General features: G+C 63.1%; 14 protein-coding genes and 1 pseudogene. 9 read left to right on the top strand and 6 right to left on the bottom strand.

Annotated features, from left to right (window positions below; translation table 11 throughout):
* Nucleotides 1-153: 153 nt before the first annotated feature.
* On the bottom strand, nucleotides 154-1,143 hold the full coding sequence (locus tag SIN08_RS22145) for a zinc-dependent alcohol dehydrogenase family protein (RefSeq protein ID WP_322453790.1): 990 nt from the start codon (nucleotides 1,141-1,143) through the stop codon (nucleotides 154-156).
* A 104-nt stretch (nucleotides 1,144-1,247) separates the two neighbouring features.
* On the opposite strand from SIN08_RS22145, the gene SIN08_RS22140 reads away from it, so the two are divergent.
* From SIN08_RS22140 to SIN08_RS22125, 4 genes are all read left to right on the top strand, one after another.
* On the top strand, nucleotides 1,248-2,147 hold the full coding sequence (locus SIN08_RS22140) for a LysR family transcriptional regulator (protein WP_322453789.1): 900 nt from the start codon (nucleotides 1,248-1,250) through the stop codon (nucleotides 2,145-2,147).
* 345 nt (nucleotides 2,148-2,492) lie between these two features.
* Nucleotides 2,493-2,972 carry a VOC family protein gene (locus SIN08_RS22135; RefSeq protein ID WP_322453788.1) on the top strand — a complete coding sequence of 160 codons (480 nt, stop codon included), beginning with the start codon at nucleotides 2,493-2,495 and terminating at the stop codon, nucleotides 2,970-2,972.
* Nucleotides 2,973-3,020: 48 nt separating this feature from the next.
* A complete protein-coding gene (locus SIN08_RS22130) occupies nucleotides 3,021-3,464 on the top strand; it encodes an SRPBCC family protein (RefSeq protein WP_322453787.1) in 444 nt (147 codons plus the stop codon).
* A 45-nt stretch (nucleotides 3,465-3,509) separates the two neighbouring features.
* Nucleotides 3,510-3,923 carry an SRPBCC family protein gene (locus tag SIN08_RS22125; RefSeq protein WP_322453786.1) on the top strand — a complete coding sequence of 138 codons (414 nt, stop codon included), beginning with the start codon at nucleotides 3,510-3,512 and terminating at the stop codon, nucleotides 3,921-3,923.
* A gap of 14 nt (nucleotides 3,924-3,937) precedes the next feature.
* Here the strand turns inward: SIN08_RS22125 and arr are convergent.
* Nucleotides 3,938-4,350 (bottom strand): annotated as a pseudogene (arr, locus tag SIN08_RS22120) (NAD(+)--rifampin ADP-ribosyltransferase).
* Nucleotides 4,351-4,901: 551 nt separating this feature from the next.
* Here arr and SIN08_RS22115 point away from each other — a divergent pair.
* From SIN08_RS22115 to SIN08_RS22100, 4 genes are read left to right on the top strand one after another with little or no spacing between them, the layout of a single operon-like run.
* Entirely contained in the window at nucleotides 4,902-6,497 is a 1,596-nt protein-coding gene (locus tag SIN08_RS22115) for a glucan biosynthesis protein (RefSeq protein ID WP_322453785.1), read from the top strand.
* Nucleotides 6,481-6,639: a hypothetical protein gene (locus SIN08_RS22110; protein WP_322453784.1), complete on the top strand. Its 159-nt coding sequence runs from the start codon at nucleotides 6,481-6,483 to the stop codon at nucleotides 6,637-6,639. Before SIN08_RS22115 ends, SIN08_RS22110 begins: the two co-directional genes overlap by 17 nt.
* A gap of 40 nt (nucleotides 6,640-6,679) precedes the next feature.
* The gene (gene mdoH, locus SIN08_RS22105; RefSeq protein WP_322453783.1) at nucleotides 6,680-8,470 is read left to right on the top strand and encodes a glucans biosynthesis glucosyltransferase MdoH; all 1,791 of its coding nucleotides are present in this window, start codon (nucleotides 6,680-6,682) and stop codon (nucleotides 8,468-8,470) included.
* On the top strand, nucleotides 8,467-9,693 hold the full coding sequence (locus tag SIN08_RS22100) for an OpgC domain-containing protein (protein ID WP_322453782.1): 1,227 nt from the start codon (nucleotides 8,467-8,469) through the stop codon (nucleotides 9,691-9,693). The genes mdoH and SIN08_RS22100 overlap by 4 nt, the downstream gene beginning before the upstream one ends.
* On the opposite strand, the gene lysA is transcribed toward SIN08_RS22100, so the two are convergent.
* Genes lysA through argH form a run of 3 tightly spaced genes read right to left on the bottom strand, consistent with a single transcriptional unit; the run spans nucleotide 9,648 to nucleotide 12,631 of the window.
* The gene (lysA, locus tag SIN08_RS22095) at nucleotides 9,648-10,913 is read right to left on the bottom strand and encodes a diaminopimelate decarboxylase (protein WP_322453781.1); all 1,266 of its coding nucleotides are present in this window, start codon (nucleotides 10,911-10,913) and stop codon (nucleotides 9,648-9,650) included. The two genes, SIN08_RS22100 and lysA, sit on opposite strands and share 46 nt — an antisense overlap.
* A gap of 54 nt (nucleotides 10,914-10,967) precedes the next feature.
* Nucleotides 10,968-11,171: an LPS translocon maturation chaperone LptM gene (gene lptM, locus SIN08_RS22090; protein ID WP_322453780.1), complete on the bottom strand. Its 204-nt coding sequence runs from the start codon at nucleotides 11,169-11,171 to the stop codon at nucleotides 10,968-10,970.
* 38 nt (nucleotides 11,172-11,209) lie between these two features.
* Nucleotides 11,210-12,631 carry an argininosuccinate lyase gene (argH, locus tag SIN08_RS22085; protein WP_322453779.1) on the bottom strand — a complete coding sequence of 474 codons (1,422 nt, stop codon included), beginning with the start codon at nucleotides 12,629-12,631 and terminating at the stop codon, nucleotides 11,210-11,212.
* Between the two features lie 33 nt (nucleotides 12,632-12,664).
* Between argH and tlpA the strand changes: the two genes are divergently transcribed.
* Nucleotides 12,665-13,333, top strand: coding sequence for a thiol:disulfide interchange protein TlpA (gene tlpA / locus SIN08_RS22080; protein WP_322453778.1), 669 nt, complete (start codon nucleotides 12,665-12,667; stop codon nucleotides 13,331-13,333).
* A gap of 17 nt (nucleotides 13,334-13,350) precedes the next feature.
* Here the strand turns inward: tlpA and SIN08_RS22075 are convergent, their stop codons facing one another.
* Nucleotides 13,351-14,463 (bottom strand): autotransporter outer membrane beta-barrel domain-containing protein, encoded by a 1,113-nt coding sequence (locus SIN08_RS22075; RefSeq protein WP_322453777.1) that lies wholly within the window; start codon nucleotides 14,461-14,463, stop codon nucleotides 13,351-13,353.
* Between the last annotated feature and the right edge of the window lie 271 nt (nucleotides 14,464-14,734).

Here is a 14,734-nt window from a genome sequence, read left to right as displayed (position 1 = left end):
CAGTTCCAAGCCGATCGGCTCGGTGGCTTGCGTTTGGCGAACGAAAGCCCGCTGGAGTGTTGAAGTTCAGTCCTGAACCCGAGTGATCGTCGTCGGCCTTGCGGACACTGCCGCCTTTGCCGCGGCGCGCAAACCGGGAGAGTGCAGGATCGGTCAAACCGTCACGATAATCTTGCCGAACTGATTGTTCGATTCCAGGAAGCGATGTGCCTCGACGATCTCATCGAACGAAAAGGTTCTGGCGATTACCGGCTGAAGCGAACCCGAGATCAGCCCATCGAGGATGAATGCCTTGGCGGCTTCCAACCGCGCCGGATCGCCGACGATCTCGTGCACGAGGTAACCGCGCAATGTGAGTGTCTTGCTCAGCACGGCGAACAGCGGGAAGGGTGTTGGCTCGGGGCTCAAGCCGCCATATTCGATGAGAATGCCGCCGCGCGACATCGCGGCTGTCAGGGGTTCGAATATCGGGCCGCCGATCGGGTCCAATACGACACGCACGCCGTTTGGGCCGGTTATTTCCTTCAGCCGGGCTTCCAGATCCTCCTCCGCCGAGGCGATGACATAGGCAGCGCCGGAGTTGAGCAAGGCGTCCTTCTTGGCAGATGTCCGCGTGACCGCGATCACGGTTGCGCCAATGATGTTGGCTATCTGGATCGCGGCCAGGCCGACACTGCTTGATGCAGCGGTAATGACAACGAAGTCCTCGCTGCGGAGTTTGGCAATATCGATCAGTGCTCCGAATGCGGTGAGGTATTGCATCCAAACGGCTGCCGCTGCTTCCCAGCTGAGCGATGGCGGGTGCTTGACAACGAGCTCGGCAGGAAACGTGGCAAACTCACCATAGGCGGGCCAGCGCACCATCGACATTGGCGGTATGAGACTGACGGTGTCGCCTGACGTGAAGCCCTCAACGCCTTCACCGACTGTTGTAACGGTGCCCGCCGCCTCAAGGCCAAGACCGGAAGGCAATTTCGGGGTCTCGATGTACGATCCCGAACGCAGCAACGTCTCGGCCCGGTTGAGGCCTAGTGCCCTGACACGGATTTGAAGCTCTCCCGGACCGGGCCCTGCGACATCGATCTCCTCGATGCGCAGCACCTCGGGACCGCCATGCTCGTGAAAACGAACGACGCGCGCCATCAGCTATAACTCCAAAGCGATTGAGCTGAATAACCTATGCACGCCACCATCTGCCGGATAAATAGCCATACAGGCAGGGCAGAAGAAACTGGGGGTTACCAATAGTGGATCGCCTTACAAGCATGGCCGTGTTCGTCAAAGCCGTCGATCTGGGCTCGTTCGCGTCCGCCGCCGCTGCGCTTGATCTCTCCGGACCGATGGTCGGGAAGCACGTCCGGTATCTTGAAGAGCGTCTGGGAGTACGCCTCATCAACCGGACAACTCGCCGCCAAAGCATCACAGAATTCGGGCGTGCCTACTACGAACGCTGCCGCGTGGTGTTGGCTGAAGCCGAGGCAGCGGACGCGCTTGTGGCCGAGCAGCTTTCCAAGCCGCGCGGAAGGCTGCGTGTCACCATGCCCGCATTGTTGGGCAAGCACTGCGTTGCCCCAATCTTGCTGGAGCTTGCGCAGCGTCATCCTGAGTTGGAGCTTGATCTGTCGTTCAACGACCGCATCGTAGACCTTGCGGACGACGGCTACGATCTCGCCATCCGGACCGGCAAGCTGGAGGACAAGACCGGTGTGATGGCACGCCGCATCGCACGCCACCGCATGGTCGTCTGTGCGTCGCCATCCTATCTCGAGAAACACGGTCGACCACGGGACCTGGATGACCTAGGCTCCCATCATGCCGTCGTCTACAGCAGGCCCGGCTGGGTCCATTCATGGCTGTTTCCCCGTCAAGGCCAGCCGCCGGCTGAGGTCGCGCCGGCCAACCGGCTGCGTCTCGATGACCTCGATGCGATCGCTGACGCCGCAACCGCGGGCATGGGGCTCGCCTGGCTTCCGTCATGGCTGGTTCGCGAGCGCATTCAGGCGGGCTCACTTGTCCCGCTACTGGCGGATCGTCCGGGATATGTGTTCGACAATTGTGCGCTGTGGCTGCAGACGCCGTACTTGCCGTTGAAGATTCGCGTTGCTGTCGATGCGTTGGCTGCTGCTTTGCCCGAATACATGACATGAATACCCAAGGTGCGATTTGGTGGGCTGTGCAGATGCACAGCATCAGTGAATACTCGGGCTGAACGACCGCTCTGGAGAGGCGCACACACGACCATCTAGCGGGCGCTTCTAGTATCCGGTTACGTGGAAGTCGCGCGCCAATCTTTATGGGCTAGTGGAGGCGCAGGACGGGTGCTTACGCCGATTTTATCGCGCGTGTCGGGAAACGTATCGGTTGTTCGTCCTAAAGGAAGTCCGTCCTGCCAACGCGACAACAGGGGAGACCGGGATACTGCCAAACTCGCCCAAGTTCCGTTGCAGAGGCGGCGCAAGCACATAACCCCCCAAGAACCGAGGAGATTGGATATGACCGAACTCGTTACGTGCCTGTGGTTCGATCACGGCGAAGCAAGCAAGGCGGCGGAGTTCTATGCCGCCACCTTTCCCGAAAGCCATGTCGAACGGGTGAACGCGGCTCCTGGCGATTTTCCCGGCGGGCACGAAGACAGTGAACTGACGGTCGAATTCACCGTGCTGGGGCGCCGGTTTGTCGGCCTGAATGGCGGCCCGAACTTCAAACCGAATGAATCGGTGAGCTTCATGGTCGTGACCGAAGACCAGGAGGAGACCGACCGTTACTGGGACACGATCGTCGGCAATGGAGGCGCCGAGAGCGCCTGCGGCTGGTGCAGGGACCGTTGGGGTTTCTCCTGGCAGATTACGCCGAGGCGACTGCTGGACCTGACGACGAGTTCCGATCGTAATGAAGCAAAGCGCGCCTTCGAGGCGATGATGACGATGAAGAAAATCGACATCGCCGCACTGGAAGCCGCGGTAACAGACTGACCGGCCAAGGCAACGACGCCTTGGCGAGCTCAATGAGTGGAGATGATCATGCCTAACACCGTTAAACTGCATCGGGTCTTTGCCACCAAGCCCGAAAAGGTCTACCGCGCGTTTCTGGAACCTGACGCGGTTGCAAGCTGGCTCCCGCCCTTCGGTTTTACCTGCACGGTCCATGAGCTTGAGGCGAAGGAAGGCGGCAAGCACAGAATGTCCTTCCGAAACTTCACGACCGGGCAAAGCCATTCCTTCGGCGGCACCTATCTGAAACTCGTTCCCGGCGAGACGCTCGTCTACAGCGACGTGTTCGATGATCCGAACCTTCCGGGCGAGATGAAGGTGACCGTCACGCTAAGGGCCGTTTCAGTCGGAACGGAGATGACGGTGGTTCAGGAGAACGTGCCCGATCTGATCCCCCTCGAGGCATGTTATCTCGGTTGGCAGGAGTCGCTGCGCAAGCTTGCCAAACTTGTCGAGCCCGAAATCACGCAATGAACCGTCGGCGAAATCGGATCCAACTGCGACAACAAGGAAACCAAGATGACCGACCAGCAGATCACCATAGCCACCACCATCGCCGCGCCGATCGAACGCGTCTGGGAGGCCTACACGACGCCCGCTGATATCACGCGGTGGAACTTCGCTTCCGACGACTGGTGCTGCCCGAGCGCCGAAGCCGACCTGAAGGTGGGCGGCGCCTACAAGGCGCGCATGGAAGCCAAGGACGGCAGTTTCGGATTCGATTTCGAGGCGGTGTACGAAGAAGTCGAGCCGTACAAGGCGATCACATTGGCCATGAGCGACGGGCGCAGGGCGCGCACGACCTTCGAAGCCGCTGGAAACGGTACGATGGTGACGACCATATTCGATGCCGAGACACAGAACTCCATCGAGATGCAGCGCAACGGCTGGCAGGCGATCCTGAACAACTTCGGGAGTTATGTTGAAGAGTGACGCCTCCCCAGCCCTCAGTCGATCGCCTCTATGCCTTCCGCTTCCAGGCGTTCGAGATGATCCTTCATTTCCTTCAGGCGTTCGAGCGAGTGGCCCTGCCACTCGGTGACCGCACCCGTGACCCGTAGCGGGTCGCGGGTGCGGTAAGACTGCGTCGGATTGCCTGGGAGTTTCTTGTCCGTCAGGTTGGCGTCGTCCTCGATCGGGCCGGTCGGCTCCACGATGTAGACTTTTCCCAGCCGTCGCCGGCGGCCAGTTCGGCGCCCCAGATGGCCGCGTCCAGCGTGCCGGTGAGATAGACCCAGGATGCCTGCTTCCGCTTGCGGTAGTTGGAGCTGTAGCCTGGCACGATCAGCCCTCCCGCTTTCATGTCGGCCCGGGTGCCGTGATAAAATCGCTGCGCGATGACATCGTTGACGTTGGTTATCGGTTTGCTGGTCATCCTCGACTTGCTCCCTGGGATCTTTAGAATCACAACGCGCACAAACAGAAGCAGAGATTAAGCGCTTAAATGTCGAAATCGAAGTTTCCGCGTTGAATTCGGATATCTGAAACTACTAAGTGGAAAGTCATTTCTGCTCCTCTCGCAACTCCTTGTCGACGAAGCCCGCCCCACTCTGCTTGCGGTGGGCAGGAGTGAAAAGCGCCCTCTTTCCGCCGCTGGCATTCTGATCTGTTGGGCGGGCAAGATCTTGTTATCGTATTCGCTGCGGATGGCCATCGGAGACGTATCCCCACCAACGGTCACCTGCTCCCTCGAGCGAGGAATTCAGCATGGGCTTCGATGTGAGCGCGGCTCATCGGCCGCCGCTGTGGTGCGCCGCGTTTGGGTGAGGCTGCGGCATCTTTCGTCGCAAATTGTAACATGCCGTTTCCCAATGTGACGCCGCACGCCTCAACTTCTCCAAGTTGTCGTTTTCATTGCCTTGCGAGTAAGGCGTCGCCTCCAGTGCGCAATATCCGTAGTGAGTGAATTTCATGCACCGTCGTTCCTTCATCGTCTCCGGGGCAAGGCTTCTTTTGGGGGCGTGGGCCGTCTTGGGCGCGCGCGCCGCTCTTGCCCAGGAGCCCGACGAAACCGATTTGCCCGGCGCTGGGGGTGAGGGTCACGCCTTTTCGTTCGAGCGCTTGACCCGGGCCATGAAGCAGCGCGCCGAAGAGCCATTCGCGCCTCCGGAGGAGACCTTGCCGGAGGTGGTGGCCGAACTGACCTATGACGAGCACCGGGCAATCCGCTTTCGGCCGGACGAGGCGTTGTGGCGCGGCGAGGCGCCCTTCGAGCTGCAGGCCTTCCATCCCGGCTGGCTGTTCAAGCATCCGGTGAGGATCCATGTGGTCGAGGACGGTCGCGCCTCCCTCGTCCACATAGACGCCAACCGGTTCGAATACCGCAAGCCGCTCAACTCGGAGGATTTCGCCGGTCTCGAACTGCCGGGGGTGGCCGGTTTCCGGCTGCACTATCCGCTCAACGATCCGCAGGTCATGGACGAGCTGGTGTCGTTTCTCGGTGCCAGCTATTTCCGCGCCCTGGGGCGTGGAAACTTCTACGGGCTTTCGGCGCGGGGGATCGCGGTCAATACCGCGACCACCAGGGGGGAGGAGTTTCCCCGGTTCACGGATTTCTGGATTGAGAAGCCCAGCCGGCAGGGTGAGAACATAACCGTCTATGCCGCCCTCGACGGCGAGAGCCTGACGGGCGCCTATGCCTTCAAGATCACACCGGGCAAGAACACCGTGATGGACGTGACGGCCCGTCTTTTCATCCGCGACGACATTCAGCGGCTGGGCATTGCGCCCATGACGTCGATGTTTCTGTTCGCCGAGAACAACAGAAGCGCCTTCGATGATTTCCGCGGACAGGTGCACGACAGCGACGGGCTGAAGGTCGTGCGTGCCGACGGGGAGCAATTGTGGCGCAACCTCAACAATCCGCACGAACTGGCGATGTCGTTCTTCAGCGAAACCAGCCCGAAGGCTTTCGGGCTCTTCCAGCGCGATCGCGACTTCGATCATTATCAGGATGCGGGTGCGGGGTACGAGCGGCGGCCCTCGCTTCTCGTGGAACCCCTGGACGACTGGGGGAAGGGAGCGGTCAACCTCGTCGAGCTGCCCACCGAGCTGGAAGTCAACGACAACATCGTCGCCTTCTGGATTCCCGAGGGGGAATTCAAGGCCGGGCAGGAGCACACTTTTCGTTACCGCCTGACATGGGGATCCATCGAGGAGCCCACGGACGAGCTTGCCCGGGTTTCGGCCCTGCGCACCGGGGTGGGCGGTGTTTCGGGGATGGAGAACGGGGAGGAGCTGCGGAAGTTCGTGATTGATTTCGAGGGTGAATCCCTCAGGAACTTATCTGCGGATGAAGGCGTTGAAGCCAACGTTTCAGCCAGCCGCGCAACAATCGTCCATTCTACCGTATCGCGGATCGAGGCAAACGGCGCCTGGCGGCTCGTGATCGATCTTACGCCCGAGGACGACGCTCCGGTGGAGTTGACCGCTTATCTGCGGCGTGGCGACCGCAAATTGTCGGAGACCTGGGTTTACCAATGGAGAAGAAATGATGCGCGTTCCTGAGGGACAAACCCGCTCGCGCCATCCTGTAGAGGAAAGCGGCCTGCCGGCCGCGCCGATGGCCATGCCGGAGCAGATGCTTGTCCGGCAGCGCGTCCGCAGCCTTTTCCTGCGGCCGCTGATCGAGTGGTTCGCGCCGCGATAGTCTTTCGCGCCGGCGTTGCCCGGCAGCAATGGGTTTTCACATGGTCACGCTCCGGCGCTCGCTTTCCGTCTCCTTTGCCATCGTGATGGCCGCCATCGCCAGCTTTCTGGCGGTGGGCTTCTACTATTCGGACGGACTCCAGTGGCTCGACCTCGTGCGTGTGGCGCTTTTGGCCGTGACCACGGCCTGGCTCGCCTGGGGCGCGGGGCTGGCACTCAACGGCCTGCTCGCCGGGCGCCAGCGGGCGATCCGGGCGCCGCCCATTCCCTCAGCGGCAACGACGGCGGTTCTGGTCCCCGTCTATAACGAGGACCCGGCCAAGACCTTTTCCCATGTCGCGGCCATGGTGAAGAGCCTTTACCGGACGGGTGCGGGCGGACGCTTCCATTTCGCCATCCTGTCGGACACGAACGATCCGCGCATCGCCGCGCAGGAGGCGTTCTGGTTCGCGCGGCTGAAGCAGGAGGTCGGGGAGAAGCACCGGATCTACTACCGCCGGCGCGAGACGAACCCGGGCAAGAAAGCCGGCAACATCGCCGACTTCATCAGGACCTCGGGCGCTCTCTACGACTATCTCATCATCCTCGATGCCGACAGCCTGATGGAGGGCGCCACGATGGTGGAGATGGTGCGGCGCATGGATGCCGATCCGGAGCTCGGCCTGTTGCAGACGCTGCCGAAGGTCATCCGCGCGCGTTCCTTCTTCGGCCGCGCCATCCAGTTCTCCGCCTCCTACTATTCACCCGTCTTCGCGCGGGGCCTTGCCCTGCTGCAGGGGCGCGAAGGCCCCTTCTGGGGCCACAATGCCATCACGCGCACGCGCGCCTTCGCCCAGAGCTGCGGACTGCCGGTCTTGCCGGGCAAGCCGCCCTTCGGCGGGCATATCCTCAGCCATGATTATGTGGAAGCCGCGCTGCTGGCGCGCAACGGCTGGAAGGTGCGCATCGATCCCGATCTCAGGGGCTCCTTCGAGGAAGGCCCCGACAACGTCGTCGATTATGCCAAGCGTGACCGGCGCTGGTGTCAGGGCAATCTGCAGCACGGGCGCATCATCGCAGCGCCGGAGCTGAAGCCGTGGAGCCGGTTCGTGTTCCTGCAGGGCATCATGGCCTATGTGGCGGCGCCGCTTTGGGCGCTGTTCCTGATCGCCAGCATCGCCGCTCCGGCGATGCAGGTGATCCCAGACTATTTTCCCGTTCCGGGCCTGCCTGTCTTTCCGCGCGTCGAGCAGGCCAACGCGCTGGCGCTTCTGACCGGCGTCGTGGGCCTCCTGATCGGCCCAAAGATCCTCGTCCTCATCGACGGCGCGATCTCCGGGCGCAACCGGCGCTTCGGGGGAACGCTGAGATGCTTTCTCAGCGCGGTCGTCGAGATCGCGCTCACCAGTGTTCTCGCCCCGATCATGATGCTGTTCCAGACGCGCGCCGTTCTGCAGGTCCTGGCGGGCGCCGATGCCGGCTGGCCGGCCGCCAATCGCGAGGCGGGCCGAGTGCGCCTGGGCGAGGCGTGGGCGGCGAGCTGGTGGATCGTCGCGATAGGCTCGCTGACCATCGGCGCGGCCTACCGGCTGGCGCCGGGCTTCCTGCCGTACATCATGCTGGTGGCCGGGCCGCAACTATTCGCCCCCGTGCTCATCAGCGCGACCTCGCTCGCCAGCCACTGGCTTTACCGGCATCTCGGCCTCTTTGCGACGACGGAAGAGCTGGCGCCGAGCCGGGTAATGCGCCAGCAGGAGGACATCCTCTCTCGCTGGCGACGGAATCAGGGTGTCGAGCTACCCACCGAGCCGCTCCCCGGCGCTGCCTCGGCCGAGACGGAGAAGCTGAGGTGAATAAGTCCTTGCCACCGCGGAAGACCAGCCGCGACCTTCGTCTCGACGTCTTCCGTGGCCTGGCCCTCCTGACCATCTTCGTCAATCACGTTCCGGGCAATTTCTACGAACGCTTCACCTCCCGCAACTTCGGCTTTTCCGACGCGGCGGAGGCGTTCGTCCTGATGTCGGGCATTGCCGTGGGCCTTGCCTATTCACGCGGTTTCAGGGCGGGCGATTTCGGCAGCGCGCTGCTGCGCGTCTGGCGCCGGGCGGGAACGATCTATGTCGCCCACATCGTCACCTCGGTCATCGCGATCGCCATCGTCGCCTCGGGCATTCTCTACCTCGACACGGTGGATATCGTGCGCCGGGTGAATTTCACGCGGCTTCTCGACCGGCCGCTTTCGGCAATGGTGGGCATCCCCACGCTCGGACACCAGCTCGGCTATTTCAACATCCTGCCGCTCTACTTTACCCTCCTGATCGTCTCGCCGTTTTATATCGTGCTCGGCCTCAGGAATCGCTGGGCGATGCTGGGACTTGCCTTTGCCATCTGGTTTCTGGCGGGCATGTTCCGGCTGAACCTGCCCAACTTTCCCAATCCCGGCGGGTGGTTCTTCAATCCGATCAGCTGGCAGCTCGTCTATGCCATCGGCATCGCGATGGGCCTTTCGATGACCGAGGGGCGAAAGCTGGTGCCCTATGACAGCCGGCTTTTCGGGCTGGCGGTCGCCTTTCTCGTCCTCGCCTTTTTCTGGGTGCAACTGCGGCTCGGCGCGCTTCCGGGAAGGGAGACGCTGCCCTTCTTCATTGCCAGCTTCGACAAGACGTTCGTCGCGGCACCGCGCCTTCTGCATGTATTGGCGCTTACCTATGTGGTGGTGAACCTTCCCGCCGTCGCGTGGCTGATCGCGACACCGTTCTTCCGGCCGGTTGCGCTGATGGGGCGGAACGGTCTCGCCGTCTTCGCCACGGGCTCGGTCCTGGCGATCGCGCTGCAGGTCCTGCGCGCGCGTTTCCAGACCAGCTTTTTCGAGGATACCGCCCTGCTCGCCGGGGGGATCCTTGTTCAGTACGGGATTGCCTGGTTCCTCACCGCGACGTCGGAGAAAAAGCGCACCGACGAGGAATACCAACCCGTGCCGGCCGGACAGCCGGCCGAACCACCCCTGGCCGGACAGCCGGGAGTGGCGCTCTACAGCCAGTCAGGCATCGAATCGCGGCCGATGAGATCCCCGTAGCTGGGACGCGGCCGCACGACGTGGAAGCGCTCGCCGCTCACCAGAACCTCCGGCACCAGCAGGCGGGAGTTATACGTGCTGGACAAGACCGCGCCATAAGCACCGGCGGTGGCGACGGCGATCAGATCGCCGGCAGCGAGCACGGGCAGATCGCGGTCCAGCGCCAGATAGTCTCCGGTCTCGCAGACCGGACCGACCACATCGGCCCGCATCCGCGGTGTGTCGTCGGCCGGCGCGCGGACCGGGCGGATGGCATGATAGGCCTCATAAAGCGTGGGGCGGATGAGGTCGTTCATCGCCGCGTCGACGATCAGAAAGTTCTTCGCCTCACCTTCCTTCACATAGATGACCCGCGAGACGAGAACGCCCGCGTTGCCGGCGATCAGTCGGCCCGGCTCGAGGAAAACCTTGAGGCCCAGCCGGGTGACGTGCTTGCGCACGACCTCGCCATAGGCGTCGGGCAGCGGAGGAGGCTCGTTGTCTTCGCGGTAGGGCACGCCCAGCCCGCCGCCGAGATCGACATGCTCGATGGCATGGCCATCGCCGCGCAGCGTCTCCGTCAGCTCCGTCAAAAGCGAAAAGGCCTGGTCGAAAGGCTGAAGTTCGGTGATCTGGCTGCCGATGTGCATGTCGATGCCGGTCACCCGCAGGCCGGGCAGGCGGGCGGCGCGCCGGTAGGCCTCGCGCGCATCCTTCCAGGGAATGCCGAACTTGTTCTCCGCCTTGCCCGTGGAGATCTTCTTGTGCGTCTTCGCGTCCACATCCGGATTGATGCGCAGGGAGACCGGGGCTTCAACGCCCATGGCCTCGGCGCGGGCGGAAAGCAGTTCCAGTTCCGGCAGGGATTCGACATTGAAGCACAGGATGCCGGCCGAAAGGGCATAATCCATCTCGTGCTCGGTCTTGGCGACGCCGGAGAAGAGAACCCTGTCGGCCGGGATGCCGGCGGCGAGCGCCCGCCGCAACTCGCCTTCCGAAACCACGTCCGCGCCGGCGCCCAACTGGCCAAGGGTCCGGATCACGGCCTGGTTCGAGTTCGCCTTCATCGCATAGCAGATGAGGGAGTCCAGCCCGGAAAGCGCCTCGGCGAAGACGTTGTAGTGGCGCGACAGCGTAGCCGTGGAGTAGCAATAGAAGGGCGTGCCGACGGCGGCCGCGATCTCGGGGATGGACACGTCTTCGGCGTGGAGAATGCCGTTGTGGTATTGAAAGTGGTTCACTAAGCGACTCTTGTCGTGCGCGAAGGGGCGCGGAACATCCCGTGGTCTGCCGTCTCAGATCAATCCGTCGAGAATGAACGGCCGGTCCTCGACCGGTTTTTTCGGCTCCGGCGGCAGGGGCTCGCCGTCACGTTCGGCCTGCTCGCGCGCTTCGACGGCCGCCTCGTAGGGCGTGTCGAGGGGCGCCTTGCGGCCACAGGCGGTGAGCCCGAGCGCCAGGCCGAGCATCAGAAGGATAAGCGTTCCGCGGGCCGTCATCTGCCATCCGTTTCCTGGTTGGTGAGCGTGCGGGGGTTTTAGCGGTTTTTCGCCCGCGTTGCATCCCGTTTCAGGCGCTTTCTCCAGGCGCGGATCTGGCGGCGTACTTCGGCGGGCGCGGTGCCGCCGTAGGAGGTGCGGCTTTTCACCGAATTCGCCACCGACAGGACGGAATAGACGCCGTCGTGGATGGCCGGATGAATCTGCTTGAGCGTCTCGAGCGGCAGCTTTTCCAGGCCGCACTTCCGCTCTTCGGCGAGCGCTACGGCGCGACCGGTCACGTGATGGGCCTCGCGGAAGGGCAGACCCGCCTCCCGGACCAGCCAGTCGGCAAGATCCGTGGCGGTGGAAAAGCCCGCTCCCGCCGCCTTCTTCATGGCTTGCTTGTTTACGTCCATGTCACCCACCATGCCGGTCATCGCGGCAAGCATCAGGTCCAGCGTCTCGGCGGCGTCGAAGACGGCTTCCTTGTCTTCCTGCATGTCCTTGGAGTAGGCGAGCGGCAGACCTTTCATCACCGTCAGCAGCGCCATCAGATGGCCGTTCACGCGGCCGGTCTTGGCGCGGATCAGCTCTGCGGCATCGGGGTTCTTCTTCTGCGGCATGATGGAAGAGCCGGTCGAGAAGGCGTCCGACAGGCGCACGAAGCCGAACTGCGGGGTCGACCAGATGACGATCTCCTCGGCGAGCCGCGAAAGATGCGTGGCGCAGATGGCGGCGGTCGACAGAAATTCGAGCGCAAAGTCACGGTCGGAGACCGTGTCGATGGAATTGCGCGTCGGCTCGCGGAAGCCGAGTGCGGCAGCCGTCATGTGCCGGTCGATCGGAAAGCCGGTGCCGGCGAGCGCGGCCGCGCCCAGCGGGCATTCGTCCAGCCGCTCGATCGCGTCGCATACCCTCGAGCGGTCGCGGCCGAACATTTCCACATAGGCCATGAGGTGGTGGCCGAAGGTGACGGGCTGGGCGGCCTGGAGATGGGTGAAGCCCGGCATGACGCTCGCGGCGTGCTCTTCGGCTCGCGTCAGAAACGCCTCGATGAGGCCTGTCAGGGCCGCGTCGACACGCTGAAGCTCTTCCTTCACCCACAGGCGGAAATCGACGCCCACCTGATCGTTACGCGAGCGCGCGGTGTGGAGCTTGCCGGCCACCGGCCCGACCAGTTCGGCGAGCCGCGCCTCCACATTCATGTGGATGTCCTCAAGCCTGGTGGAGAATGTAAAGTCGCCGCGCTCGATCTCTGACAGGATCGTGTTGAGCCCGTGAGCGATCTTCTTTTCCTCTTCCGCCGATATTATGCCAGTTTGGGCCAGCATCGCGGCGTGGGCCAGGCTGCCGCGGATGTCCTGGGCGTAAAGTTTGCGGTCAAAGCTGATCGAGGCGTTGATGGCTTCCATGACGGCGTCGGGGCCTGAGGCAAAACGTCCGCCCCACATGCGGTTGCTGGCTTTGTTTTCGCTCATCGTGATATCGGGCCTGGAGTGGTGATTTAGGAAATGGCGGACATTATGCGGAACCTTCCAGCGCTTCGCCTGGTCGCGGTCGCCGCGGCCGCTGGCATCGTCGCCGGGGTCACAAGCCTATACGTGATGGGCGGTCCCGATGGCAACACGGGCGAGACGGCACAGGCCGGCGCCTGTGCGGCGAAGGCCGAGAAAGTCGCCGCCCTGGAACCGGCCATCAGCGGCGAGGTGGCGGCCATGCTCCCCGCCGATCCGCCCCAGAGCATGAGCGACCTCGCCTTCAACGGACCGGATGGCGAGGCCATGACCGTGGCCGATCTTTCCGGCAAGACACTGCTGGTCAATCTCTGGGCCACCTGGTGCACCCCCTGCCGCGAAGAAATGCCGGCGCTCGACGCCCTGCAGCGGGAGAACGGCTCGGACAAGTTCGAGGTGGTGGCGGTGAATATCGATCGGGGAAGCGATGAAAAGCCGAAAGCCTTCCTTGAGGAAACCGGGGTCGACTCACTCGCCTACTACCGCGACAACTCGATGGATGTCTTCAATACGTTGAAGACGCGCGGCCTCGCCCTCGGCCTGCCGGTGACCTTGCTGGTCGACGAGGACGGCTGCCTTCTCGCACACATGAACGGGCCGGCCGATTGGGCGAGCGCGGACGCAGTGACGCTCGTGCAGGCGGCAATGGGCGAGGGCGGGGGCTGAAGCCTTTCCCGTATTCGTCAGAACTTCAGCTTGAAACTGGCGGTGACCTTCTGCCGCGCGTTAAATTCGCCGAGCGCGGAGGAAACCGCATATTCGCCGTTGATGGTGGTGCTGTCGGAGAGGGCCCAATTCAGCCCCGTTCGCGCGGAAAGCTTGCCGGACCGGCTGGTCGAGGCCGCGGCGAGGTCCTCGATCGACTCCGCAAAGGTAAGGGTGGTGCCGGACCGGCTCTTCATGGTGCGCGAGATCTCCAGCACCGCATGGGGCGAGACCTTCCCGAGATTGGTGCGCCTGGACGTCTCGCCGCGCAAGCCGAGTGTCAACTCGAGCGATTGGGCCGTTGAGGACGCGAAATAGGCGCCGCTCGGGGTCCTGCAGGATCCGAAATAGGTCTGCAGGTACTTGGCCTGTCCGTAGGACCGGAACCGTAGCTTGTCGCGCCGGAACGTGCGGCTATGGCGAGCCAGGCCGAAAACCTGGGTTGCCGGGCTACCCCCGGCGTCGAAGAAACCCGTGCCGTCGTGCCGGCGGAAAGTGCCGCGGGAGGCACCGACGGCCACATCGAGATAGGTGTCTGTCGCGGTCGTCAGGCTGCCGTAAAGCGTGTTGGAAAGATAGCGCGTCGCCAGCGTTCCCCCATCGCCGATGCCCGTCCGGTCGAATGCCATGCCGACGGCATTGCCCACCAGGAGGCGCCGGCCGAAGCGGGTATCCACGCCGAAGGCAAGGCCGTCGGTGTAGACCGTGGCAAAGCGAGGCTTCTCGGCGCGGGCGCTGTCCAGCGTGACGTTGCCGCCGAACCAGACGGCCGTGCGCCGGGTGCGGCGCTCCTTCTCCGGAGCAAGGAGCCTCCTTGTCTCGAATGTGGCGCTCTTTTCCGGCGAGTCTCCGGAAAACCGTACGGCGAGCGTGCTTGCATTCAGATTGCGCCCGTCGAGGCGTGGGCCACGCGTGCGTTCGAGCCTGCCGCCGATCAGGCCCAGATGCCGCTCGGCGTTCTTAATGCTCCTGGTCCTCAGCCCGGAAAGCACCGCTCGGCTCTCCGACAGGGCGGCGGTCGTGACAACCTCGTCGGCCGTGCCGTTCCGCACGCCGGCTGCCAAAACGGCGGCGACCAGCCCGGCCATCATTATCTGTTTGGCAAATCCTGATGGAAACATTCATTCGACCGCTGTGTCCCCGGCCGAAAGCGGACGGTGCTTCCATTCCGTATCCGCCCCGGCTCATGTTCAACGGCTGCCAATATAGTGATTTGCAGCTTCGGATAACAGCGAATTTCTAAATGTAACACAATGTGTGAACGGGTATCGCGGCGATGCCTCTGATTGAGCGCGACCGAAACCGGAGGCGACGTTTCGCGTTTGACAGTTCCGCTGCTATGCTGCGGCAGGAATTGAGCGG

This window comes from Chelativorans sp. M5D2P16, from assembly GCF_034427935.1.
Classification (GTDB): domain Bacteria; phylum Pseudomonadota; class Alphaproteobacteria; order Rhizobiales; family Rhizobiaceae; genus Chelativorans.
The sequence above is the reverse complement of the archived record's forward strand: the minus strand, read 5'-3'. Positions and strand labels throughout refer to the sequence as shown.